The organism is Spirosoma knui, assembly GCF_054780635.1.
Genome location: NZ_BAAGVY010000012.1, coordinates 100,234 through 123,737, shown reverse-complemented (window position 1 = coordinate 123,737; position 23,504 = coordinate 100,234). Strand labels below are relative to the sequence as shown.

Annotated in this window: 24 protein-coding genes; 12 read left to right on the top strand and 12 right to left on the bottom strand. The window is 51.4% G+C overall.

What is annotated here, in order from left to right; translation table 11 throughout:
* Positions 1-50 precede the first annotated feature (50 nt).
* The 3 genes from ACYVIY_RS22365 to ACYVIY_RS22355 form a co-directional block, all read right to left on the bottom strand.
* Positions 51-1,583: a malate:quinone oxidoreductase gene (locus ACYVIY_RS22365; RefSeq protein ID WP_460978623.1), complete on the bottom strand. Its 1,533-nt coding sequence runs from the start codon at positions 1,581-1,583 to the stop codon at positions 51-53.
* Between the two features lie 109 nt (positions 1,584-1,692).
* Positions 1,693-2,451, bottom strand: coding sequence for a Mut7-C RNAse domain-containing protein (locus ACYVIY_RS22360; protein WP_460978622.1), 759 nt, complete (start codon positions 2,449-2,451; stop codon positions 1,693-1,695).
* 48 nt (positions 2,452-2,499) lie between these two features.
* Positions 2,500-4,221 (bottom strand): DUF6909 family protein, encoded by a 1,722-nt coding sequence (locus tag ACYVIY_RS22355; protein WP_460978621.1) that lies wholly within the window; start codon positions 4,219-4,221, stop codon positions 2,500-2,502.
* A 232-nt stretch (positions 4,222-4,453) separates the two neighbouring features.
* On the opposite strand from ACYVIY_RS22355, the gene ACYVIY_RS22350 reads away from it, so the two are divergent.
* Genes ACYVIY_RS22350 through ACYVIY_RS22340 form a run of 3 tightly spaced genes read left to right on the top strand, consistent with a single transcriptional unit; the run spans position 4,454 to position 7,018 of the window.
* Positions 4,454-5,065: a hypothetical protein gene (locus tag ACYVIY_RS22350; protein ID WP_460978620.1), complete on the top strand. Its 612-nt coding sequence runs from the start codon at positions 4,454-4,456 to the stop codon at positions 5,063-5,065.
* Positions 5,066-5,073: 8 nt separating this feature from the next.
* Positions 5,074-6,054: a DUF1028 domain-containing protein gene (locus ACYVIY_RS22345; protein WP_460978619.1), complete on the top strand. Its 981-nt coding sequence runs from the start codon at positions 5,074-5,076 to the stop codon at positions 6,052-6,054.
* A gap of 19 nt (positions 6,055-6,073) precedes the next feature.
* Entirely contained in the window at positions 6,074-7,018 is a 945-nt protein-coding gene (locus ACYVIY_RS22340; protein ID WP_460978618.1) for a DUF2279 domain-containing protein, read from the top strand.
* A gap of 31 nt (positions 7,019-7,049) precedes the next feature.
* On the opposite strand, the gene ACYVIY_RS22335 is transcribed toward ACYVIY_RS22340, so the two are convergent.
* Positions 7,050-7,649 (bottom strand): outer membrane beta-barrel protein, encoded by a 600-nt coding sequence (locus ACYVIY_RS22335; RefSeq protein ID WP_460978617.1) that lies wholly within the window; start codon positions 7,647-7,649, stop codon positions 7,050-7,052.
* Positions 7,650-8,224: 575 nt separating this feature from the next.
* Between ACYVIY_RS22335 and ACYVIY_RS22330 the strand changes: the two genes are divergently transcribed.
* From ACYVIY_RS22330 to ACYVIY_RS22305, 6 genes are all read left to right on the top strand, one after another.
* A complete protein-coding gene (locus tag ACYVIY_RS22330) occupies positions 8,225-8,620 on the top strand; it encodes a DoxX family protein (RefSeq protein ID WP_460978616.1) in 396 nt (131 codons plus the stop codon).
* A 252-nt stretch (positions 8,621-8,872) separates the two neighbouring features.
* Complete coding sequence (locus ACYVIY_RS22325; protein ID WP_460978615.1) at positions 8,873-9,706, top strand: universal stress protein; 834 nt, start codon at positions 8,873-8,875, stop codon at positions 9,704-9,706.
* A gap of 454 nt (positions 9,707-10,160) precedes the next feature.
* The gene (locus ACYVIY_RS22320; protein ID WP_460978614.1) at positions 10,161-10,463 is read left to right on the top strand and encodes a phosphoribosylpyrophosphate synthetase; all 303 of its coding nucleotides are present in this window, start codon (positions 10,161-10,163) and stop codon (positions 10,461-10,463) included.
* 88 nt (positions 10,464-10,551) lie between these two features.
* Positions 10,552-11,187: an MCP four helix bundle domain-containing protein gene (locus ACYVIY_RS22315; RefSeq protein ID WP_460978613.1), complete on the top strand. Its 636-nt coding sequence runs from the start codon at positions 10,552-10,554 to the stop codon at positions 11,185-11,187.
* Positions 11,188-11,316: 129 nt separating this feature from the next.
* Positions 11,317-11,493, top strand: coding sequence for a hypothetical protein (locus tag ACYVIY_RS22310; RefSeq protein ID WP_460978612.1), 177 nt, complete (start codon positions 11,317-11,319; stop codon positions 11,491-11,493).
* 63 nt (positions 11,494-11,556) lie between these two features.
* On the top strand, positions 11,557-11,964 hold the full coding sequence (locus ACYVIY_RS22305; RefSeq protein ID WP_460978611.1) for a DUF4332 domain-containing protein: 408 nt from the start codon (positions 11,557-11,559) through the stop codon (positions 11,962-11,964).
* An 83-nt stretch (positions 11,965-12,047) separates the two neighbouring features.
* Here ACYVIY_RS22305 and ACYVIY_RS22300 read toward each other — a convergent pair whose 3' ends face one another.
* On the bottom strand, positions 12,048-12,803 hold the full coding sequence (locus ACYVIY_RS22300; protein ID WP_460978610.1) for a porin family protein: 756 nt from the start codon (positions 12,801-12,803) through the stop codon (positions 12,048-12,050).
* Between the two features lie 47 nt (positions 12,804-12,850).
* Positions 12,851-13,660 (bottom strand): diadenylate cyclase CdaA, encoded by an 810-nt coding sequence (gene cdaA / locus ACYVIY_RS22295; protein ID WP_460978609.1) that lies wholly within the window; start codon positions 13,658-13,660, stop codon positions 12,851-12,853.
* Positions 13,661-13,855: 195 nt separating this feature from the next.
* Here cdaA and ACYVIY_RS22290 point away from each other — a divergent pair, with 195 nt between their 5' ends.
* Complete coding sequence (locus ACYVIY_RS22290; protein ID WP_460978608.1) at positions 13,856-14,701, top strand: UbiA prenyltransferase family protein; 846 nt, start codon at positions 13,856-13,858, stop codon at positions 14,699-14,701.
* A gap of 264 nt (positions 14,702-14,965) precedes the next feature.
* Here the strand turns inward: ACYVIY_RS22290 and kdsA are convergent, their stop codons facing one another.
* Genes kdsA through ACYVIY_RS22275 form a run of 3 tightly spaced genes read right to left on the bottom strand, consistent with a single transcriptional unit; the run spans position 14,966 to position 18,175 of the window.
* On the bottom strand, positions 14,966-15,817 hold the full coding sequence (gene kdsA, locus ACYVIY_RS22285; RefSeq protein WP_460978607.1) for a 3-deoxy-8-phosphooctulonate synthase: 852 nt from the start codon (positions 15,815-15,817) through the stop codon (positions 14,966-14,968).
* Between the two features lie 44 nt (positions 15,818-15,861).
* Positions 15,862-16,932 carry an iron-containing alcohol dehydrogenase family protein gene (locus ACYVIY_RS22280; RefSeq protein WP_460978606.1) on the bottom strand — a complete coding sequence of 357 codons (1,071 nt, stop codon included), beginning with the start codon at positions 16,930-16,932 and terminating at the stop codon, positions 15,862-15,864.
* Positions 16,933-16,978: 46 nt separating this feature from the next.
* The gene (locus tag ACYVIY_RS22275) at positions 16,979-18,175 is read right to left on the bottom strand and encodes a DegT/DnrJ/EryC1/StrS family aminotransferase (RefSeq protein ID WP_460978605.1); all 1,197 of its coding nucleotides are present in this window, start codon (positions 18,173-18,175) and stop codon (positions 16,979-16,981) included.
* 283 nt (positions 18,176-18,458) lie between these two features.
* Here ACYVIY_RS22275 and kdsB point away from each other — a divergent pair, with 283 nt between their 5' ends.
* Positions 18,459-19,211 carry a 3-deoxy-manno-octulosonate cytidylyltransferase gene (gene kdsB / locus ACYVIY_RS22270; protein WP_460978604.1) on the top strand — a complete coding sequence of 251 codons (753 nt, stop codon included), beginning with the start codon at positions 18,459-18,461 and terminating at the stop codon, positions 19,209-19,211.
* 180 nt (positions 19,212-19,391) lie between these two features.
* A complete protein-coding gene (locus ACYVIY_RS22265; RefSeq protein ID WP_460978603.1) occupies positions 19,392-20,996 on the top strand; it encodes a serine hydrolase domain-containing protein in 1,605 nt (534 codons plus the stop codon).
* A gap of 103 nt (positions 20,997-21,099) precedes the next feature.
* On the opposite strand, the gene ACYVIY_RS22260 is transcribed toward ACYVIY_RS22265, so the two are convergent.
* From ACYVIY_RS22260 to ACYVIY_RS22250, 3 genes are all read right to left on the bottom strand, one after another.
* On the bottom strand, positions 21,100-22,092 hold the full coding sequence (locus tag ACYVIY_RS22260; protein ID WP_460978602.1) for a ribonuclease Z: 993 nt from the start codon (positions 22,090-22,092) through the stop codon (positions 21,100-21,102).
* A complete protein-coding gene (locus ACYVIY_RS22255) occupies positions 22,079-22,468 on the bottom strand; it encodes an STAS domain-containing protein (RefSeq protein WP_460978601.1) in 390 nt (129 codons plus the stop codon). The genes ACYVIY_RS22260 and ACYVIY_RS22255 overlap by 14 nt, the downstream gene beginning before the upstream one ends.
* A gap of 79 nt (positions 22,469-22,547) precedes the next feature.
* Entirely contained in the window at positions 22,548-23,480 is a 933-nt protein-coding gene (locus ACYVIY_RS22250; RefSeq protein WP_460978600.1) for a phosphoribosylaminoimidazolesuccinocarboxamide synthase, read from the bottom strand.
* Between the last annotated feature and the right edge of the window lie 24 nt (positions 23,481-23,504).

The window sequence follows — 23,504 nt, the reverse complement described above, 5'->3', positions numbered from 1 at the left end:
GGGCTTAAGCCCTCCTTTTTTAGTAATATCAGATTAAAATAGCGTATCGTTTACCGCGTAACGGCCGACATCTGCTCGCCAACGCTCAGACCAAGAACTTGGCTCGTGTGCTGCCGGGTTTCCTGCAATAGCTTAGGGTCTTTGGCAAGCGAGCGGCCATACGATGGAATCATTTCTTTTAGCTTCTGCTGCCAGGCATCCGACGCCATCTCTTCTTTAAAGCATTTGTTGAGCAGATCGATCATGATCGATACCGCCGTTGACGCACCTGGTGAGGCTCCTAGCAGCGCAGCAATGGTGCCGTCGGCTGAGCTAACGACTTCGGTACCGAACTCTAACACACCGCCCTCTTCTTCGTCTTTCTTAATAACCTGTACCCGCTGACCGGCAATCTCCAGATCCCAGTCGTCCATCTTGGCATTGGGAAAGTATTCACGTAAGGCGGCTAGTCGATCTTCGGGTGATTGCATCACCTGTTGAATCAGGTAGCGGGTAAGCGGAATATTATGCAGACCAGCCATCAGCATCGGAGCGAGGTTGCCCATCTGGATCGACTTTGGTAAATCGGAATAAGACCCATGCTTCAGGAATTTGGTTGAGAAGCCGGCATAGGGTCCAAACAGGAGTTCACGTCGCCCCTCAATCATGCGGGTATCGAGGTGAGGTACTGACATCGGTGGCGCGCCTACTGACGCTTTTCCGTATACTTTAGCCTGGTGCTGGTTGATGATGTCGGGGTTCACGCATTTAAGCCACTGGCCGCTTACGGGGAAACCGCCGTAGCCACGTGCTTCGGGAATGTCCGATTTTTCCAGCAGACGTAACGAGCCACCACCGGCACCGATGAACATAAAGCGAGACCGAACGTCGCGAACGTGATTCGTTGTTACGTTCTCTACCCGAATTTTCCAGCCACCCAGTGACTTCGACCGCCATATATCGCGCACTTCATGAGCGAAATAAATGCGAACGCCTGGCATAGCTTGCAGCCGGTAGAACATGCTGCGGGTCAGGGCACCGAAGTTAACGTCCGTTCCCAGGTCCATACGCGTGGCCGCAACCTTCTGGTTGGGATCGCGATCTTCCATGACCAACGGCATCCACTGCGCCAGTTGCCCCGGATCTTCCGAGTACTGCATGCCGTGGAAGAGGTGATTCTGCTGGAGAGCCTCGAAGCGTTTGTGCAGATAGTTTACGTTGTCTTCGCCCCACACAAAGCTCATGTGCGGAATCGAGCGAATGAAATTCGGCGCGTCGGATAAAAAGCCCTGTTCAACCAGAAACGCCCAGAACTGCTTTGACTGCTCGAATGACTCCGCAATCTTGATCGCTTTGGAGTTGTCGATGGAGCCGTCTGGGCGTTCGGGAGTGTAATTAAGCTCACAGAACGCCGAGTGACCAGTGCCTGCATTGTTCCAGGCGTCTGAACTTTCGGCGGCAGCCCCGTCGAGCCGTTCGTAAATATCAATGGTGATGTCTGGCTGTAATTCCTTCAGCATCACGCCGAGTGTGGCGCTCATGATGCCTGCCCCGATCAGAATAACGTCGGGTCCTGCCTGTATAGTTTTGTCGTGCTTAGCCATGAAAGTAGCTGGGCAAAAAGTCCCTATGTTTCTACAAATTTGATCGGGCGCTTGTTCCAAAAAAAGCGTTTACGGCCCATAATATGACTTAGGTGAAGTCTTGTATTGGTTAGGTGCTATTGTTGGCTAACTGATTGCTGACTTTCTCTACGAACAGCCGCATACGTTGGTAGTGCGTTCCTTCCCAGTATACGCGACCACAGTGCTGGCACCGCCAGAATTGGTCCTGTCCCTCCCGAACTTTCGGCGGTAACTGGTCAATAATAAATGCTTTGTCAATGGGTTCAAGCAAGCCATTACAGGCTAAACAGCGCGCAAACGGGCGTATGGCAGCAGCTAAGCCGAAGCGTTGCATGACTTCGATGAGTTGCTTTTCGGGATTCGTGTTACGTAGGAAGTATCCATACTCAACAATCGTACGCATCAACAAACCCCGATCGCGGGTTAGCAGCACACGAGTTTCCTGATGGGAGATACGGGCTAATTCCTCATCGTCGTAATCATTCCGATAGAGCGTATCGAAGCCCAGCATGCGCAGGTACGTCGCCAGTGTACCCAGGTGTACATCCAGTACAAATCGGTACTCCGGTAAACGTACTGGCTGAACTTTGGAGACCACACCCGCAAAATGCTGACTAAGAGCCGGATAAGCGCTGATAAAATCATGCTCCTGAATAAGATAGGTAAAATCGACCGATTCGTTGTTGGCGAGCAATAACCCAATCTCTGGATGAGGTACCCCCAACGATTCGACCACATCTTTAACCGACAGCCTCGTCCCAAACGAATGCGTAAACGCTACGTATCGCCGGTTACGGGCGAGAAAATCATTGAGTGAATCCTGAAAACAAAACGTAGCGGTCGCCATAGTACCAATAACTGGAAAGGCAACCGCTACGTTTTCGACGCAGTCTGGCTATTCGTGTTTTGCGTCCTGATTGGCCAAAATTTTCTCCAGACACTTGACCGTAATCAGGTACGTCGGTTTTACGCCTAACGTACCCAGACTACCGGAGGCCAGCGTTCCACCCGTGATCAGGGGGTTATCCGACGCGTAATAGGCGTAACGTACTTTGACGTTGCTGGGAACGCTGTTGCGAATTTCGACATGAGCCTGAATCGCTTTTTGGTAGTGCGCTCCTTCCATTTCCAGACCAACGGCTTTCCATGACGAGTTGCGGAAATAACTGAGGATGTCCTTGTTCTGCAGCGACGTACCGAGGACGGTAATCATAGCGCCTTCGTAGACAGCCAGGCCATTGTCTTCAAAATCAGCTTTGCAGAAGTCGTTGACAAAGGGATAGTTATCGGCGGTGCCTTCAAAAATATGAGCGGTTGGCAGCATCAGATCGCCTTTGCCGCCCGTCAGGATACCTGCTTTGCCAATGACCGAAATAGATGCTACCCGCAGCGGGAATGAATCGCCATTAAACTCATACGGCTTTAACAGTTCATCCATGGTTTCGAACGCCTGTTCGCCGAAGGCATAATCCATCACCAGGAGTAGCGGCTGATCTTTGCGCATCTGATCGGGATCGTGCGCCAGTTCAGTCGATAATTGAGCAACATCCAATCGGGCGGTGTCGATTAACTGAACCAGCAGATTGGTACCGCCCGCATCGGCCAGTTCGTGCAGACCGTGGGTCAGGGCGTAGTCAACCACCCGCTGCCGAAGGTCCTGCTGCGCCGGTTGGCTGAGTTTCAGGGCCAGGTCGTAGAGGCTATCCCAACTCGTGGTTCCTGCCAGGGCCGCTGGGGCGTAGAGGCAGTTCATTACGCTGTGCGGGTTAGCACTGATGATATGCAGAGGTCGCTCCTGAAGGTTGTTCTCCCAGATATACTGTTTGATGCGGGTTGCCCAGCGTTCGCCGTACAGGTGCTGACCGATCCGTTCGCGGAGCATGGGCGTAAAGTTGATCTCCCGGTCGAGGTGGGTTTCGCGAATTTCGCTGATTGACACGCTGCCCAGATTATAGACGATCTGGAACAGCCCGTTGTTGGTGCCTGCCGTCTCCTCAAAACGGCGATAAGCGCGTTGGGTTTCCTCGAACGTGCGGCCCAGAATCGAGCTTAAGTACGTAAGCGCCAGTTCGCGTTCATCTTCGGTAACGGTACCGCCCGCCTGAATGATAGCCTCCAGTTTCTCCCATTCGCGGGTTTTACTGCCCCGTTCCTGAAACGCGTTCCGCCGAATCTTGTCGGCTTCCATAAACATAAACGTCAGGTGGGTCAAGATGTCGTAAATTTCGCTGCGTCCGTTGGTTACTTCGATCACCATCTGCTCCTGATCGATGCGGTAGCAGTTACGTCGACGTTTAGCGGGAACCAGTACCGGGAAATGGGAGTGTTCGAAGCCTTCGCGCGAGGCTAACGTAATAACCCGGCACGCTTCGATGCCCTTCGGCAGACGATCCATTACGTATACCAGACCGTCTAACTCAACACGTTGGGGATCCGTTACAAGACCGTAGATTTCGGGTTGCAGCGTGAGCAGTGCCCGACGTATTTCTTCACCCGAAACCCCCGACGGTTTGTAAAACCCCCGGTTAAAGAGGTGGCGCATGGTAATGTATAATCGTTCGATGGCAACGCGGGATTCCTGGGCGCGATTGAGGGGTGGCGATTGTTCGAGACTCATAAAATGACTGGGTATTTGGTTGCAAATTACGGCATCTGGCGTTTGTGTCGGGCATTATTCTTTTATGACCCGTTGGCTTTGGCACAGCCATAGGGGGCCGTCGTTCTGGTGTCTCTTTTACCCGTGCACTAAATACAATTTTAAATTATTGGACAAGTTTGTCAACGATTACCACAATTGTATATATCCTTATTTTGTAATTTAGGCCAAGTATATAACAAGCCGCAACGGTATGAAAAACGTGATTATAGCCCTGATTAGCCTGGGGCTGGCGGGATGCTATCCCAAAGAATTTGCGCCGAATGAAAACGCAGAGGCCCTGCACGAGAAGTTCCACGGGAAGTATAAAGCCATTCGATCCGTAAGCAGCGAGCCACTGGATGTTAATCTCGACGGGCAAGCATCGACCGATATGCTGGTTGAGATTCCGGATTTGACCCTGAATTACAGCAATTACCTTGAGTTGCGTATTTACTCACCGAATAAGTATAGTTCAAAATCTGCTTTTCTATTCACGCAGTGGTGGCCAGAACAACATATCTGGATGAGTACTACCAATAAGGTGTGGGACGGTGAGCCAATTGACTACGATCCTGAACGGATTGTTAATTACAACATGCAGGGGGTAGTCCGGTATTTTTCGTTTTCTCCCGATCTTAAACGGATCGATGTCGCGCCCAATACCAAGGAAGATCTATTCCGTTGGGTCTATCCCGAATCCGTTACAGTTGATCCAGGTAGCAACACGATTCAGGTTGTAAACAAGCGTCGGCTGTACACTCGCACTGGCGTGAAAGACGTTATCATAACGACTACCTATGCGCGTTTCACGATGATTACTTAACCGCCTGTATGAGAAGAACTTTTCTATTATTACTAGTTGTGCCACTACTGGCTACGGCTCAACGAACCCATAACGGCGAACCGTTTGCCCATACGTTCTCCATCGTCGCCCGCGATGAAAAGACCGGCGATTTAGCCGTAGGCGTACAGAGTCACTGGTTTTCGGTTGGTACCACCGTTTCCTGGGGTGAAGCCGGAGTTGGTGTTGTAGCGACTCAATCGTTTATTAACAAATCGTTTGGCTTGCGCGGATTGGCGTTGTTGAAGAAAGGCAGAACGGCTCAACAGGCGCTGGATGAGCTGTTGCGTCTCGACGAAGGGCGCGACGTACGGCAGGTAGCGATTGTCGACGCGAAAGGGAACGTAGCGGTTCATACGGGCAAAAAATGCGTGGATTTTGCCAGCCATCGCAAAGGCCGAAACTACTCAGTACAGGCCAATATGATGCTAACGGACAACGTGCCGGGTGCAATGGCCACCGCCTTTGAAAAGAACACCAACCTGCCTTTACCCGAACGGGTTCTGTCGGCCTTACACGCGGCCCAGGCCGCTGGTGGCGACATTCGGGGACGGCAGTCGGCCGTTATCCTGGTTGTGAAAGGGAAGGCAACGGGGAGTCCGTGGGATGACAACCATCTAGTTGATCTGCGCGTAGATGATGCCGACCAGCCGTTACGTGAGTTGGATCGGCTGTTACGTACCCACCGGGCGTATGAGCACATGAACCGCGGTGACCTGGCGGTTGAAAAGAACGACATGACCAAAGCCATGCAGGAGTACGGAGCCGCCATGAAGCAGTTTCCGCAAAATCTCGAAATGCAGTATTGGACAGCTATTGCCTTAGCTAATTCAAAGCAGGTGCCCAAGGCCGCCAGCATGCTCAACCGGATTTACGCTAAAGATGCAAACTGGCGTGAACTCACCCGACGATTACCCAAAGTTGGCCTGCTAACGGTATCTTCTGCCGAGCTGGCGCAGTTGGTGAAGTGATAATCGGCTACTTTTGGGCATGAAACAAGGGATACGGGCTACCGCATTGATTGGTTTATGCCTGCTCATTTTGGGCCAATCCGTTCAGGCACAACCGTTACCAGCCGCCCCTACTATACCGGATCAATCGGGTATAAACCAGGGTCGATTTATTGGCGTAGTTGCTGGTACAGCGGCTTTTTATACCATTACTCTGTTGCTGCTACGCAAGCAGTGGTATAAAAAGAAGGTCCCCTTTCATAGCTTCAACGACAATGCCGAGTGGTTGCAGATGGACAAGGTCGGGCATGCGGCTACGGCCTATTGTATGAGCCGGGGTGGCTATGAACTTATGCGCTGGAGCGGTGTTAATGAGCGGGCCAGTATTCTGACTGGCGGACTCCTGGCGCTTTTATTCCAGACAACCCTTGAAGTCTTTGATGGGCACTCGGAAGGGTGGGGGTTTTCGAAAGGCGATATGGTGGCCAACGTAGCGGGAACGGCCCTGTTTGTTGGGCAGCAGTACAGCGCCGGGCAGCAGGTTGTGAGCCTGAAATACGGATTCCGCAAAACGATTTTTCCGCCCTATCGCCCGAACCTGCTCGGGAAAACGACCGGCCAGCAGATGCTCAAAGATTACAATGGGCAGCAGTATTGGCTATCGGTGAATCTGGCGTCGGTGTTACCGGTTGGCCCGTCGTTTCCGCGCTGGTTAAATCTCGATCTGGGTTATAGCGGTAGCGGCATGATTGGCGGACACGAGAATCCACGCGTCGTTGATGCCAATGGGCAGGAGGTGAAGTTCGAGCGGTACCGACAGTTCTTTATTTCGCCAGATGCTGATTTGTCGCGCATCGGTACGTTCAGTCCATCGTTGCAACGATTCATTGGAACCGTGCAATTCTTCAAAATACCCGCTCCGTCGCTGGAGTTTAACCGAACAAAGGGCTTGCGATTCCACCCGTTGATTCTTCCTAAAGAGTGAAAGGGCGAATTCACCCTTTCACTCTTTATCGCTAATATCGCCCTCCGCCGATGTCGACGCCGAACTTGATACCGAAATACGAGTTGTTGCTTTCGTAGTTGAAATTGCTGCCCGATACACTTCCAATGATTCCCGTTGTTTTAGGAATCAGGTTGTATTCCAAGCCAAAATTGAAATGGCCGGCCTTGAAACCAGCGCGAACCAGACCACCAAATTTGGTACCCGCAGCAATGTCGCCATCCGTTGTTCCCTGACCACCCGTAACGGTAAAGCCGGTAGCCGCCGTTGAAAATAGACCAGCACCCACGCCCACGTAGGGACGGAAATTGTTGGTAGAGATGAGGTACGTTCCGGTCAGTACAAATGACGAAGCGGCTTTTAATTCGCCATCAGCGTCCTGACCATTGATGGTGTAGGCGCGAGCCATAGCCGCCAGCTCATACCGCAGGCCAATGTCGAACTGATCGTTTACGCCGTATTTGGGTTCTAACGAGAAAAGCACACCCCCCGACGCGCCCGGGCCAGTGGGTTTGGCGTAGCCTAACGAGATATTGAATTTGAAAGGTTTAAACTCTTGGGCCGAAGCCGATAAGGTAACAAACAGGAGAAGAACAGAAAAAATCCGTTTCATACAATACATTAACATGGAATGGTAGGAACAACTAAAACAAGAATTGCGCGAAGCTAAGCCATTTTTGCGACGTAACGCTACTCGGATTATACATTCCTTGATCAACCGTACATCATGCGTGCGGTCAAGTACGTAACGATTAGCTAGCCCGAACTCACCCTGTTCGGTTATAACCCTCCGGAGTGAATAGCCTATACGGTCACCTCTTGACCTGCAAAAAGTGGGGTTACTATTGTGATTGCTCTGAGGTCTGGAGTTGTCGTGCGGTTCAGAGTAGTAACAAACTCAGGGTGAGGTCAGTTATCGTAATGGTGCTGTTGTCGTTACTGCTTGTTTGGGTCTCTTCGCGAGTTTGCTCAGCACAAGCTGCTGAGTGAGTCTGTCATTAACGTGGCCATATCGAGCTCCGTATAGAAGTTGAGGTGTAAAGACGTATTCGATAAACACCGTCGCAAAAAGCATCCGTTCGAGATAGGTTCAGCCTATAGCCGCTTTCCGGTCCGACTCGTTCCCGTTTCGGTTCATTACCTGTACTTACAGATTGGTATTCACCATTTTCTAAATTGATACGTATCATGGACAAACTACTTGCTCCTTACACACCGCACCTGTTCGCTCTTGTGCGCATTGTAGCAGGCCTACTCTATGCATCCCACGGCAGCCAGAAGTTACTGGGCATTCCCGGCGGCGGCGAACCCGTGCCCTTGCTGTCGATGATGGGTGCTGCGGGGATGATTGAACTGGTGGGTGGCCTGCTCATTGCTATTGGCCTGTTCACGCGCGTGGCTGCGTTCATTGCGAGCGGACAGATGGCCGGGGCTTACTTTATTGCACACGTACCACAGGGTTGGGTGCCACTACTCAACAAAGGTGAACTGGCGATGCTGTACTGCTTCCTGTTTCTATACATCGCGGCCCACGGCGCGGGCATCTGGAGTGTCGACGGGCAGCCAAGGCGCCTAAGTCGGTAGGGAAGAAGTTACGTACCTCCGTGATTGGTAATGCACACTTATTGGACAGTTACGTTTGAACGCCAGAGGAGGTGTCAAACTGCGTAGCGATTTTGGGAGAAAGATCATTCGTTCAAGTGATTTTTCTCATACGTTGCGCTTTGACCCGTTCCTACCTTTGTTCAGTATAATCGTCGATTATGCGTCGTTGCATTCACTCACGTATTGGCACATGGGCAAGTTGTCTATCATGTTGCCACAATCTGATCTACGATGAAACGTATTCTGGTAGCAACCGATATTTCAACGAATTCAGGGTCGGCGCTTCGGTTTGCGCTTCAACTTGCTGCGCAGCGAGGGGTAACGCTGACGTTTATGAACGTGTACAACGTAATGAGACCTACCTCCTGGAGTGAGTCGCAGTACGTAACGTATGAACAGCGGGAGCTAGCCAACCGGCAGCAGCAACTGAAGGAGTTTGTCGAGGCCGTTCAGCAGCCATTAGGAGGAGCCCCAGCCGGTCAGTCCTACGTAGTCATGAATTCGTTTTCGGTGGAGAGTGTCATCATGGGCTATGCTGAGGAGCACCATTTTGATTACATCTGCATAGGCGTGCGGGGAGCCGGGGCTATTCAAAAACTTATCGGCACCACAGCCGCTACGCTGATCAATCAGTCGGCCGTGCCGGTGATTGCGGTTCCTGCGGTCTACCAGGCATCGCCGATCAAGAGCGTTCTGTACGCATCCGACCTGACGAATCTGGAGTCGGAGCTAACGCGGGTGATTGATTTTGCCCGGCCGCTGGATGCCACGGTCGACCTCTTGCACATTACGTCGCCGACCAGAGTCATGTTTGATTCAGCCATTCTGCAAACGACAATCCGTCAGTTTACCGATTATCAGGTTAACATACACCTGGAAGCCCCCGACCTCGGCAAAAACCTGACAGAAAATCTGGAACGGGCTATTCAGCGGCTGCAACCGTCGACCTTAGTGATGTTCACTACGCAGCGATCGGGCTTTGTCGAGCGCCTTTTTTCGACCAGTTACTCCGCCGAATACGCCTTCAACGGCAGCATTCCTCTGGTGGTATATACCAAGAAGTAAGTGTGCAGGACATAAGGTGAAACGCCGGACTAACCCGGCGTTTTTGTTGTTTTATCCATTTATTTTAATAACTGACTGTACAAACTGTCACGTAGAAAGGGCTGACCGAGTCTGAACGTAATGAATGGGTACAGCAGGATCCGATACGTTACGGAAGAAGCGATTAGCTACCTTCAGTAAGGAACTGGTGGCTTATGATACTGTGAATGGCAGTGCGGACGGTGAGCACCGGAAGCCTACTATTCCGCGTGGTCAAACCACCTTTCGGACCGTAAGAGTATGCTATCCTGCGCCAAACAACTGTCTTTGCAATGAGTCGTAAAGCTTCGCCGTTATATACGTACCGGGGACACTCGTTTATTAGACACCGGTAGTAGCCGTTCACGATACGTCATTGTTAGCCTAATTTCCCTAACTTGACAGCCGAGTGCTAGTCAAACCAAAAAGCTAACCGATGAACCCTTACGTCACCTTATCCGGAACGATGAATGAACTACGGCAGCAAGGCTACGTAGAAGACTTCAATTTGCTGCAACAATGCCTAGAATGCCGCAATGGTCAGTACAAAATCTTTGCGGATGACTTCGTGGTTGACAGCTTCTATCGCTTTGAAGGCCCGAGTGACCCGTCGGATATGGCCATCTTGTACGCCATTTCGTCGGAGCGATATGGACTGAAAGGCTTACTGGTCAACGGATATGGCGTTTCCAGCGAGTCCGTCACCGACGAGATGCTGCAAAAACTGGCTGTGAGATAGGGTAGTCAGCTCTCCCGGTAATGGGTGCAGGTACGTTATATCAACGCTTGCCTGCTGCCCAATCGCAACCGTTAATTTTAAGAATCGTATGGAAAAAGACCTCAATAATCGTTCGCGTACACGGATTACTTTGTTGATCATTAGTTTATTAGCATTAGTGTTGACAAGCGTTTTTCTGAGTCGTCGTACCGTCAACGAGATTCAGGAAGCATCGGCTTCCATTTTCAAAGACCGATTGGTGCCTACTGCCATCATCACCAAACTAACTTCACGGGTGTATCAGAAGCGGCTGCTGCTTGAACCTTATCTGGTGAATAGCGGCCAGTCTGATGCAGGCATGGTGGGGTCCAGGCTGGAGCGGATTAACCGCCAGATTGATTCGTTGCTGGTCGAATTTGACCGGACAAAACTGACTGACAAAGAAGCGAATCAGTTGAATCTGCTGAAACAACGCCTGGCTGCTTATAATCAGCTAGAAGGAGAATTTACCACGAACATAGCCGATTTGCCGAAAGCCCGGCAGGCTTTCGTTGCGGGGACCGGTAGCACGGCGTTTAATCAGGTAGCCCAAACGCTGGCTGATCTGTCAGCCTTACAGTTGTCAGTAGGCGAAGACCTGATCAGCGAGTCGAGGGGCAACGCAAATTATATCTACGTAGTAACGGCAATCCAGATTGGTCTTGTGCTAATTATTGGCGTAAGTTTTTTCTGGAATCGTCTATAGCAAAAAGTAAAGCTTCATTACAATACGTGGCGCTTCGATAAATGGTTAAAGCAACTAGCCGCCCGGTTGCGTTGCTCATTGGGACAAAGCGTTGCCGAGTGAAAGCCGTTAAATAGGGCCGAAACAAGCATGACATTTGACGAATACCTTATCCAGAAAAAGATCGACGCTGCCCGCTTTCGGCAGTCTGAGCCGGACCGTTACGTTGAATGGGAGCGGGAGTTTAGCCAATTGCACCCTGAGAGCTTTACCGCTCAAAAGAAATTTTTGGTAAACGACACCCGGCGTAAGTACCTTCTGCGCTAAATTGTGTATAGAAGCCTGAAGGTCAGGTAGTATCCTCAAATTTTAACCTATAATCCAATGGTCATGAGTATTACATTGGGAGAACTGCGTGGTGTTACGGAAGCAGTTCTAAACGCCTTAAAAGGGCAGGGATTAGTTGACGGAAATGCCTTGTTGGAAGCGGCAAAAACACCTCAGGGGCGAAAGGCCCTGGCCTCGGCCTCGGGGGTTGATGCTGCGGCTATTCTGGAGTTAGCGAATCGGGCTGACTTAGCCCGGATCAAAGGAATTGGTCGCGTTTACAGCGACTTAATGGAAGAAGCAGGAGTTGATACAGTGAGAGAATTAGCCCACCGGGTGCCCCAGAATTTGCACGCTACGTTGATTCAGATCAACAAAAAACGTCAGTTTACCCAACGACCGCCTTCGGTAGAGCAGGTGAGTGATTTTGTGGAGCAGGCCAAAAAGCTGCCCGTTCTGTTAGAGTATTAACGGCAAAACGTCGGGAGTCGCCAGCTTGTAAGGTCGCCCAGCTCTCTTGCCCGCGACTCCCCGACCGGCGACTCCTGGTCGTATCAGAATGTGGCCAGTATGCCCACGGATGCGTAGTTGATCCAGGTGAAGTTGTAGATGGTTTCGGTATCGGCACCGCCTTCTAAAACCCGGTAGCCGCCTTTCAGCCCGATTTTATCGCTTACCTGATACGTTATTCCCCCGAAGATGTCTTCAGCCCGCCCTTGTTTTGCTCCTAGGGCGTCGCCTTCCAGCAGTAATCCCAGGCGTTGCGTTGGGCGGTACGCTACATAGAAATTAACCAGCGGCACAAAGCCGACATTGTCGAAGTTTGTATCCCGGTTGTTCGATTCGCCAGCCAGCCGGATGTTGGCATCGCGGATCTTGGCCGTTAGGCCCAATCCGACGCGCCAGCGCTCCCGCGCCACGATGTCGTAGCGATAGGTAAGCCGGTACGAGTTGAATTCATAGTAACCCGTGAGCGCCTGACCGGCCGGGTAAAGAAGGTTGTTAAACGTTACGTCGCGATTGAAGTTGCCCCCGTACCGAACTGTAAGGGGAGCGTAAAGGGCTGAAATCGTGTGCCGATTGTTGATGGTATAGCCAAGCCGCACGCGGTAAAACACTTTTGGCTTTTCCGAGAGGTCGGACGAGAGGTCGAACTGAGTACCACCTACGTTCGGTATGCGGACGTCGTTGTAGTTAGTACCCAGTACTACCCCTGATTCAAGATCGAGCCGGAACTGCGCTGAAACAAGGGAAATACTGCTGATCAATAAGGCTACCGATAAGGCAGCCCGCCGTAAGAATCGTTGCATAAATCGGTGAGTGTTTTCTTACTCAAACGACAGATGATAAGAAAGGTTTATCGGGCCGCGCCCGGTTCGCGCAGGTAGCGTTCGAGCCGATCTTCCAACTCAGCCAACGGCAAATTGGTAAATAGCTCACCATTAAGAGCCAGCGTCAGCCTGCCGCTTTCTTCAGAAATGGCAATGATGGCCGCGTCGGTGGCTTCGCTCATGCCGAGTGCCGCCCGGTGCCGGAAGCCCAGAGCCGGGGGCAATTCGTCGTCGTTGGATACGGGCAAAATGCAGCGGGCCGCCCGGATGCGACCGTCGCCAATGATCACCGCGCCATCGTGTAATGGGCTGTACTGACTGAATATGGCCAGCAGCAGTTGCTTGGAGATGTCGGCTTCAATAATCTCGCCCGATCGCACGAATTTATCCAGATCGTCATTTTTTTGCAGCACCAGCAGGCCACCCGAAAACTCGGTGCTCAGCGATTTGCAGGTCTCCAGAATGGGTTTGAGGGGCGTCTGGAGGTCGGCCGGGTTTGTTTGCCGCAATAACCACCGACGCAGCCAGCGACTGTTGGTCAGATTTGTTGATTTACCGATCAGCAGGAGAAACCGCCGTATTTCTTGTTGGAAAATAATAATCAGGGCCAGCGCACCGACACTGATGAAGTACTCAAGAATGGTGGTCATCAGGTTCAGACCGAGCGCCTTAACTAACAAGTACGCCAGATAAACCAGCAGATAACCAACAAAAACCCGACTGGCGACACTCCCCCGGACGAGATTATAAATCTGATAGATCAGTAAGGCAACCAGGCCAATATCGAGTAAATCGAGCCAGCCAATATCTAAGAATCCCAGGCGAAAAGCCAGCATGAACGAAAGGCGAATAATTTGGGCTAAATATAAACAGAATCCCGTGGCTACATCTCCCAAACTTAGCAACGGCACATAAACGTTGAATTACGGTAAGGCTTTGTCCGGATTTTGTTGATACCGGCATGCTCGTGCGCTCGCCGTTCCGAAAAGAAGATGAACAGCTTAGCCAGTCCGGCAGTTTTTTATACACTGATGAATCGTTTGCTACGTATCGGCCAGACCGTTATTGATTATCTGCTGTTCAGCAATGTATTCATTGCGGGTTGCGCCGTGGTTATGACCGCCGGTACGGCTTCTGTATTTGCGCTTGATTTGCCCCGGCCGTTCTGGGGATTATCATTTGCGGGGGCCTTATGCAGTTACTCCCTGCACAGTTACTTGACGCTGCCAGTTGATACATCTCGCCGTCGATTAGACTGGATCGACGCGCATCGAAGGCTGTTGGTTACGTTGTTTATCTGTGCTGCGCTGGTGGTGATACTCTTGCTTTGGCAACTACGGGCGTATTGGTTGTACTGGTTGCCCGCGGCTATCGTTACGTTTCTGTATACCGCTCCGAAGATCAATCGATACCCGTTTATCTATCTGCGTAAAGTTGCCGTTCTGAAAACATTATATCTGGCTGCGGCCTGGACATACGTAACGGTGCTGTTGCCCTTATTGATGACCGTTTCGGACTGGCAGGAGCGCATGAACTGGTGGGCGCTTAACCGGTTTTTCTGGCTCTACTGCGTTTGCTTCTGGTTCGATTACCGAGATCGGGCGGAAGATGGGCAATCGCGTTTTCTGACCCTGGTCGCTGGCATGAACGAGCGACAGGCGACTCTGTTTTTTTCGGCGCTTGTGGGGGGCTTTACCTTTACGCTCTTTCAACTGTACGAACATGGCTTCTCGGCTAATCAGTTGACAAGAGCAGCGCTGCCCGTCATTCTGCTAGTATTCGTAACAAACCAATTGCGTCATACAACGTCCGATTACTGGTATTATGGCTACGTAGATAGCTTATTGCTACTGTCAGGAGCCGTGTGGTTTGTTTAGTAAAGATAAAAAGCTGATGCTAAGGAGTATATACGTTGAACCTCAACCGGAGATACCCCTCCCGACCTCCCCTATAAGGGGAGGAGCAGAACTAAACTAGCTTGCTAGAAAACTCCTCCCCTTGTAGGGGAGGTTGGGAGGGGTACAACAGAGGTAGCGTTCGAGGAGAAAAAATCCGCAGACTTTATCTTGAAGGCGTATAAACAAAAAGCTGACGTCATAGCTGGGCTAGACGTCAGCAAATATTCTAATCGATTAGATAACCTAAGCCAATACCGGCCGAGCTGAAGAGTATTTAACCGCTACGGCGTGCAGTTCAAGCAGGGGCTTGAGGAACTCTTCGAGCTGACCGATGTTCAGCTGGCTAGCTGCATCACACAAAGCCTCAGAAGGGCAGGGGTGAGCCTCAACAAACAGGCCGTCAACACCCGCAGCGACACCGGCACGAGCCAGAACCGGTAAGTATTCACGTGCTCCTCCACTCGCACTCGACGATGGAATGCCATATTTACGAATGGCGTGTGTTACGTCGAACACTACTGGATAGCCCGTATTCGCCATATGGAAGAAACTGCGAGGGTCAACGACAAGGTCATTGTAGCCGAACGTATAGCCCCGTTCTGTCAGGATAATCTGATTATTGCCAGCGTCCTCGATCTTCTTCACCGGGTGTTTCATGTTGTCCGGTGCCAGAAACTGACCGTGTTTTACGTTGACGATACGTCCGGTTTTCGCGGCAGCTACGATCAAGGTCGACTGCATACACAGGTACGCCGGAATCTGTAATACGTCGACCACTTCGGCAACGGGCGCGGCCTGATCGGGGTAGTGAATGTCGGTCAGCAGCGGGAAGCCGAACTGCTCTTTTACTTTGGCAAGAATCGCAATGCCTTTTTCCAGACCGGGACCTGTGTAATAATCGAGGCTGGAGCGGTTGTCTTTCTGGAACGATGATTTATAGATGATCTTGATTTTGAGCCGTTCCGAAATCTCTTTCAACTGCTCGGCAACCGTCATCATGGTGTGTTCGTCTTCGATTACGCAGGGACCTGAAATCAGGAATAACTCTTCTGAGCCGCAATCAATATCGCCAACACGAACAATTTTCTTTTCCATTTTTTGTACTGGTTTTAGTTAAAAGAACGCTGCAAGGCTTAGGCTTACAAGCGTCGGAACAAATCTTTTAGGCCATCAATCGTAATCTGCTCTTCCCAGTTCTCGCCAATGGCATGGCGCCACATGTGCGGCAGGTTATACGAGACATGCGCCATCTTGGTAATGGTGTCATCGTCCCATTCCGCTGATAAACCCGTTGGCAATTCAACCTGATTGAGGGCTGCTAATTCTTTGAATTCTGCGACGCCTTCCGGATAGTAATCGTCGAGGTGATTCATGATTAAGCAATTGGCATAGCAGTGCCGCGTGCCCAATATCTTCGACAAACCGTACGACAGGGCATGGCAAACGCCCACTTCCGAGTAGGTCAGGCTCAGGCCACCCATCATCGACGCAACCATGAGTTTATCATCGTTTTCGGGTGTCTGACCACCTTTGTAGACCTGACGGCAAAGACTCAGCGCCTGCTCCGCGTACGAATGCGAGTACGCATTGTTGAACTGTCCATTCTCCGACTCGATGCAGTGGATGAACGTATCCATACCGGTATAAAACCACCAGTCGCGCGGTACCGTTGCAATGAGTTCGGGGTCGAGCACAAGCTGGTTAAATACCGTCCATTCGCATTTGAGACCTAGCTTCTTAACGGGACCCGTCAACACGGCGGTCATCGATACTTCGGCCCCAGTACCCGAAATGGTCGGTACGCCCACGTGGTAAACGCCTGGTTTCTTGACCAGGTTCAGACCCTGGTACAGCGTAGACGATCCTTCGTTGGTCAGCATCAGCGACAACGCCTTGGAAATGTCCATGATACTACCACCACCGATGCCGACAACACCGGCCGGCAGACCCTTGCTGCCGAGAATCTCGTCACGTAACGTATCGATTTGCTCGGTGGTCGGTTCGTGTTCTTCAACGCTGATGAAATACACCAGGTCACCCTCCTGAACGGGTATGCGCTTTTCGAGGGGCTTGCCTTTGAAATACGCATCAACGACAAACACCATGTACGGATTCGGGCCTACTCGCTGCGGGGCCAGCACATCGCCCAACTGGTCAAAACTCCCCCGGCCGAAGACGGTCTTCTCGATGCCTTTAAAATTTTTATGCATTAACGCGTAGATTAAATGTAACAAAAGAGGCAGATTAGACCGACAACTAAGCAGCTACCGGTACAGCCTTGTTAACAGCGGCTTCGATTTGGTTGGCCAGGATTTCGACTTCTTCCTCGGTCCAGCTTGCGCGAATGCCGAACGAAATCAACCGACCGATTACGCTCTGAGCTTGGGGAATATCGAGGTTGCTGTAATCCTGCGGAACGCCCAATTTTTCGATGGGCAGAGCGGCAGCCGTCCTCATTTCCTTGATATGATCCCATTGGTTAATGAAGTGGTACATGTTCGTAAACCAGTAGTTGAAACCACCCACGCCAGCCGCCTGAAGTTCGGCAACCGTTTGACGGGCTGCGGCTTCGTTCGGCAGTAGCAGGTTCAGGAACGTAGCGGAATCGCCGTTTGGATCAGGAATGCGCGCGAACGAAATACCTGATACGCCCGAGAGCCGTTCCATCAACCGCTTTTTATGCTTGTTATTTTGCTCAACGATCATGGGCACCCGGCGCGTTTGGGCGAGGCCCACGGCTGCGTGTAACTCGCTGATGCGGTAGTTGAAGCCCAGGATGGGGTGCTGCTCCATACCCCGGTTACTCCCGATGTGGTCGTGGCCGTGGTCCGAGAAGTTATCGGCGTATTTGTACGTTTGCTCATCGTTGGTAACGAAAATACCGCCTTCGCCTGCCGTAGCAATTTTGAAGAAGTCGAACGAGTAGGCACCCGCGCGGCCCCACAGGCCCGTTGAAACGCCTTTGTAACTAGCGCCCATAGCCTGTCCGGCATCTTCAACCAGCACGAGGTTATGTTCGTTGATTACGGCCATGATCGCATCCATATCCGCCATTTGTCCGCACATGTGTACCAGACAAACGCCTTTCGTACGGGGCGTAATCGCCCGGCGGATACCGTCGGCACTGAGGCAGAGCGTATCGTCAATATCCGCGAAAACAGGCAAAGCACCCGCTAACAGAACCGCTTCAATGGTGGCGATGTACGTAAAGGGAGGCACAATAACTTCGTCGCCAGCGCCGATGCCAGCGGCTACCATCGCGCAGAGCGCAGCCGCCGAACCATTGGCAACGGCGTGGGCGTATTTAGCCCCGACAAGTTTAGCCACTTCGGCTTCGAACTCACGGGCTTTGTAGATGTTGTTACGTTGTGCTTCGTGATTATAGCGAAACAGGATTCCTGTTTCGAGAACGTCATTGATTTCGGCGCGCTCCTGGGCTCCAAAAAACTCCATGCCGGGCATAGAAGAAGTGTTTACGTTGGAAATGAAAGTATAACGTGCGGACGAATCGGGCAACGAGTACCTTCAGCCAGCACACTGTTCCTGGAAACAGTTATTTACTAAGAATTTGGCAAAGCAGACCTACTCTGGGCGATGAGGCCAACAAGGAACGGTATGTCTTGCTAATTTCGCTCCAAATTTACGGAAGCTAGCGCATAGTCGGGCTACCTTCCCCTCACTTGTTCGTAATCTCATGCCTGCGGGTGCGAGAGTACGGCTAAAGATCAACGACACCATGTTTATCGGTATTATCCCCGCTCGGTACGGCTCAACGCGTTTTCCGGGTAAACCACTGGCCATCATCAATGGCAAACCCATGATTCAACTCGTTTGGGAACAGGCAAGCCAGGCTAAATCATTAACCCGGTTAGCCGTAGCCACTGACGACCAGCGAATTGTAGACGCAGTTCAGGCCTTTGGCGGAACGGCCGTGATAACCGGCGCCGACCACGCCAGTGGAACCGACCGCTGCTGGGAGGCTTTTCAACTACTTCAACCCGAGTTAGGCGACACGACGCTGGATTCGGCTTACGTAGTTAACATTCAGGGCGACGAGCCATTCATCGACCCGAATCAGATTGACGAGTTGACGGCGATTCTGGATGGTAACGTACAGATTGCAACCCAATGCACAGGCGTTGAGTCAGCGGCTATGCTGCACAGTTATGAGGAAGTGAAAATTGCGCTCACAACCAACAAAGAGGCTTTGTATTTCAGCCGTGAGCCGATTCCGCATCTGCGCGGGATTGACCGAGAGCAGTGGCATACTCAGTATCCATACTATCGGCACGTCGGACTGTATGCGTACCGCGCCGACATTCTCGAACAGATTAGTCAGTTACCGCCCTCGCCTTTAGAAAAGGCTGAGTCATTAGAGCAGTTACGGTGGCTTGAAGCGGGTTTCAAAGTTAACGTAGTGTCAACCCAATACATCAGCCCGAGTGTCGACTGGCCCGACGATATCGACAACCTGCCGACGACTGATTAAATTAACCGGGATTTACCTGATTTTAATTGATCTATCTGATTCACTTTCATTGAAAGCGTTAGCACATCAATTAAATCAGCTTAAATCAGTTAAATCCCGGTTCTGATTTAGTATAAACCTATAAGTGCTTTCTTTCACAAACAAAGGCACTCGACATACCGCAAACGCTTTTTCATTCCTATGAACCTTAACCGCAGAGATTTCCTCCAGCAACTTGGCTTCGGCGCAGTGGGCCTTAGTATTGCTTCCAGCTTCGATAGTATCGGTTTAGCTTCGCCGACGCGTTCATTTAAACTGCCCCGTAGTTTGCCAGAAGCGCAGGGTGTATCGCCGTCGGGGCTGCTGAACTTTGTGAATGCGGTTGAGAAGAGTAAGCTCCATGTGCACAGTGTTATGGTGCTTCGCCATGGGCAGGTAGTGGCCGAAGGCTGGTGGGCACCTTATGCGCCACAGCTCAAGCATACGCTGTATTCGCTCAGTAAAAGCTATACGTCGACAGCCGTGGGCATGGCCGTTGCTGAAGGCAAACTGACAGTGGAGGATAAAGTAGTTAAGTTTTTTCCATCTGAACTGCCTGCAACAGTTAGCGAAAACCTGGCTGCTATGCGCGTTAAAGACTTGCTGACCATGTCGACGGGTCACGATAAGGACTCGACCCCTGCCGTGCGGGGTAATGACAATAAGGAATGGGTTAAAGCATTTCTGGCGCAGCCCGTTGAGCATAAACCCGGAACGCATTTTGTGTACAATAGCGGAGCGACCTACATGCTATCGGCCATCGTTCAGAAACTGACCGGACAAACGGTACTGGCTTATCTGAAACCTCGCCTGTTCGATCCGCTCGGCATTGAAGGCGCGGACTGGGAGGTTGATCCGAAAGGCGTTAACACCGGTGGCTGGGGCCTTCGGGTACGTACCGAAGACATCGCGAAATTTGGTCAGTTATACCTGCAAAAAGGCATGTGGAATGGTAAGCGGTTGATTCCAGAGTCCTGGGTTGCCGATGCTACGCAGAAGCAGGTACAATCGGCGGGAGGTAAGCGGAAAGCCGAAGAAAATGACTGGCTACAGGGCTATGGCTATCAATTCTGGCGCTGCCGGAATGATGCGTACCGGGGCGATGGAGCCTACGGCCAGTATTGTATTGTGATTCCTAAACAGGATATGGTTGTCGCCATTACCTCGGAAACGGGCGATATGCAGGCCATTCTGGACGAAGTGTGGAACAACATCTTACCAGCCGTTCAAGGCAGTGGAAATCCAGATAAGACCGCGCAGGCTGAGTTAAAGCAAAAGTTAGCTTCCTTGACGCTGCCTCCACCTATCATGCAATCAACATCGCCCGTTGCTGCGCAGGTAAGCGGTAAGGTATTCAGCATCGACGATAACCCGTCGAAGGTAAAATCGGCAGTGCTCACGTTCGGCAAGGACGGGTGCATTTTTAAGATGCAGGACGATAAAGGGGATCACCAGGTAACTTGTGGTATCAACCGCTGGGTCGATGGCGAAACTACGTTCCCCACGACGCCTTTAAAATTAGTGGCAACTCCGGTGCCGGGCGAAACGAAAACGAAAGTAGCGGGCAGCGGCACCTGGAGCGACGCCAATACGTTTGTGATGACCTGGCGGTTCATCGAAACGGCTCACTACGATACCATTACGTGCAAATACGGCTCCGATGACGTTGAGATAAGTTTCCAGAACAGTTTGTCCAAACTGACCGGTGCACAAGACCAGCGGCCAGCGCTCCACGGTAAACTTCAGGCCGTAACGCAGAAAGGATAATAAAAACAGATTAGCCAGCTTCACTAAAGCTGGCTAATCTGTTTTGAAATAAGGTTGTGGGCATAGCCCCGCCATGGCGTACCGTTTTGACTCCGCAATCTGTCTAAACGTTAATCGTCTTTCCTTCTTCGGCTAAGTAGGTTTCTGGAAAAACTGCCCGAGCTTCGTCCAGGAATGAGTCGAATTGCTTGTATCGGGATGAGAAATGGCCAATCAGCAGCCGCCCAACCTGAGCTTTAACGGCAATAGTAGCGGCCTGCTGGGCCGTAGAGTGGTATACTTCAGCTGCGCGCTGGGCATTATCTTCCAGAAAAGTAGCTTCGTGATACAGTAGATCAACCCCCTGCAACTGCGGCACCAGTTCTTCTACGTAACGCGTATCAGAGCAATACGCATACGAGCGGGGTGCCGGGCCCGGTTCCGTGTATTCCGCTGCTGCGTAAAGAATCTGCCCGTCGGCATCGACAATGTCCTGTCCTTCCTTCAACTGCTTCAGATACTGCACGGGTACATCGGCCGGAAGCTTTTCGCGTAACAAGTGCGGTTTGGGCGGCTTCTCGCGGAACAGGTAGCCCGTACAATCAATTCGGTGTTGAAGCGGAATCGATTCCACCGTAACCTGTGGATGGTCGAGCAGTAAAGCAGGCTGTGTTGGGTCAACAACCTGAAAGTGTAAGTTGTAACCAAGCCGAGAATCAGATACCCGAAAGATTGTCGTCAATACTTCATCCAATCCGCGCGGCCCGAACAGGTACAAATCTTCGGTGCGGCCTCCCAGATTCAACGTAGACAGGAGAGGAGCCAGGCCAAAGTAATGGTCGCCATGCAGGTGACTGATAAAAATATAACGTAAGCGGCCGGGTCTGATTTTCTGCTCAATCAGTCGCAGCTGCGTGCCTTCGCCACAGTCGATCAGCATATAATCGCTACCCACGAGCAGCAACTGTGCCGTTGGATGCAAGCGCAACGTGGGCGTAGCGGATCCGGCTCCCAGAATAGTGAGAGCAAAGGGCAAATGTGCCGGTCGTAGGTGGTCCGAAACCTGACTGGTCACTGACTCAGGTTTAGTCGCGGCCGATGCTTCATCCGGCGTCATATTGGTCGTCCTCGCTCCGAAAATCGTTCTCTAATTCATTCATGAAGACGGCGTCTATGGCTTCTTCTACAGTCGGCAGAATGGTTAGGTCGCTCATGCCTGCTTTATCAAGGGTTTCGATCAACGTATCGTCTTTTGTTACCAGCACCAGCAAACCCTCTTCATTCGTACACTGCCGGTTTACCTTCCGGATAACCATTATGCCCGCACTGTCTACGGATTGAACCGGTGCCATATCCACAATAATATTGCTGTACCCCTCTCGAAACAGCACACGGCTCAACGTTTCGAAATCAGTGGATACATCCCCCTCAAAAGCGCTTTCGGCCAGGCGGATCAGGGCATATTGTTCGTTTTTTTCAATGGTATAATTCATAGAAACGGCCAATCTAAAAGGAATACTCTGAAATGAGAAATGTTGTTCGACGGCATTCCCCGGTTATATGATTAAGGTATTAACGAATTGCCCCTAAAATATTGGCTTCGATCCGGGAAATGGGGTCAGCGTCCTCGGCGGCCTGAAACGATTGACCCGTAACGGTCTCAAACAGTTCGATATAGCGGGTCGTAATTTGAGCGACCCATTCATCCGACATTGATGGAACGGCCTGGCCTGTTTTGCCTTGAAAGCCATTTGTGATGAGCCATTCCCGCACAAATTCTTTGGATAATTGTTTCTGCGGCTGATTCGCCTGTAGATTATCCTGGTACGTGTCAGCGTAAAAATAGCGCGACGAATCGGGCGTGTGGACCTCATCGATCAGATAGACCATTCCGTCCAGATTGCCAAACTCGTATTTTGTATCAACCAGAATCAGTCCCCGTTCGGCGGCCATGGCCGTTCCCCGCTCGAACAAGGCCAAGGCGTAGCGTTCCAGTTGAACGTAATCGCTTTCGCTGACAATACCCCGGCTTAAAATCTCTTCTCGACTAATGTCTTCGTCGTGACCTTCGTGGGCTTTGGTCGATGGCGTAATGATGGGTGTTGGAAGCCGGTCATTCTCGCGTAAGCCTTCCGGCAAGGCGACTCCACACAAGGTACGATGCCCATCGCGGTACTGACGCCAGGCGTGCCCTGCCAGATAGCCCCGAACCACCATTTCTACGGCATACGGTTCGCATTTCAGGCCAATGCTCACATTCGGATCGGGTACGTTGAGCAGCCAGTTTGGCACGATGTCGGCGGTTGCTTTCAGGAAGTAAGCCGCTGTTTGGTTCAGCACCTGCCCTTTGAACGGAATCGGGCGGGGTAATACGACATCAAAGGCTGAAATTCGATCCGACGCGATCATCACGAGTTTATCCGGAAACGAATAAACATCGCGAACCTTACCGCGGTAAAAGGCCGTCTGGCCGGGAAACTGGAAGTTGGTTTCTTGAATGGGCACAGTTTTAATTATCAGGTTTCACGT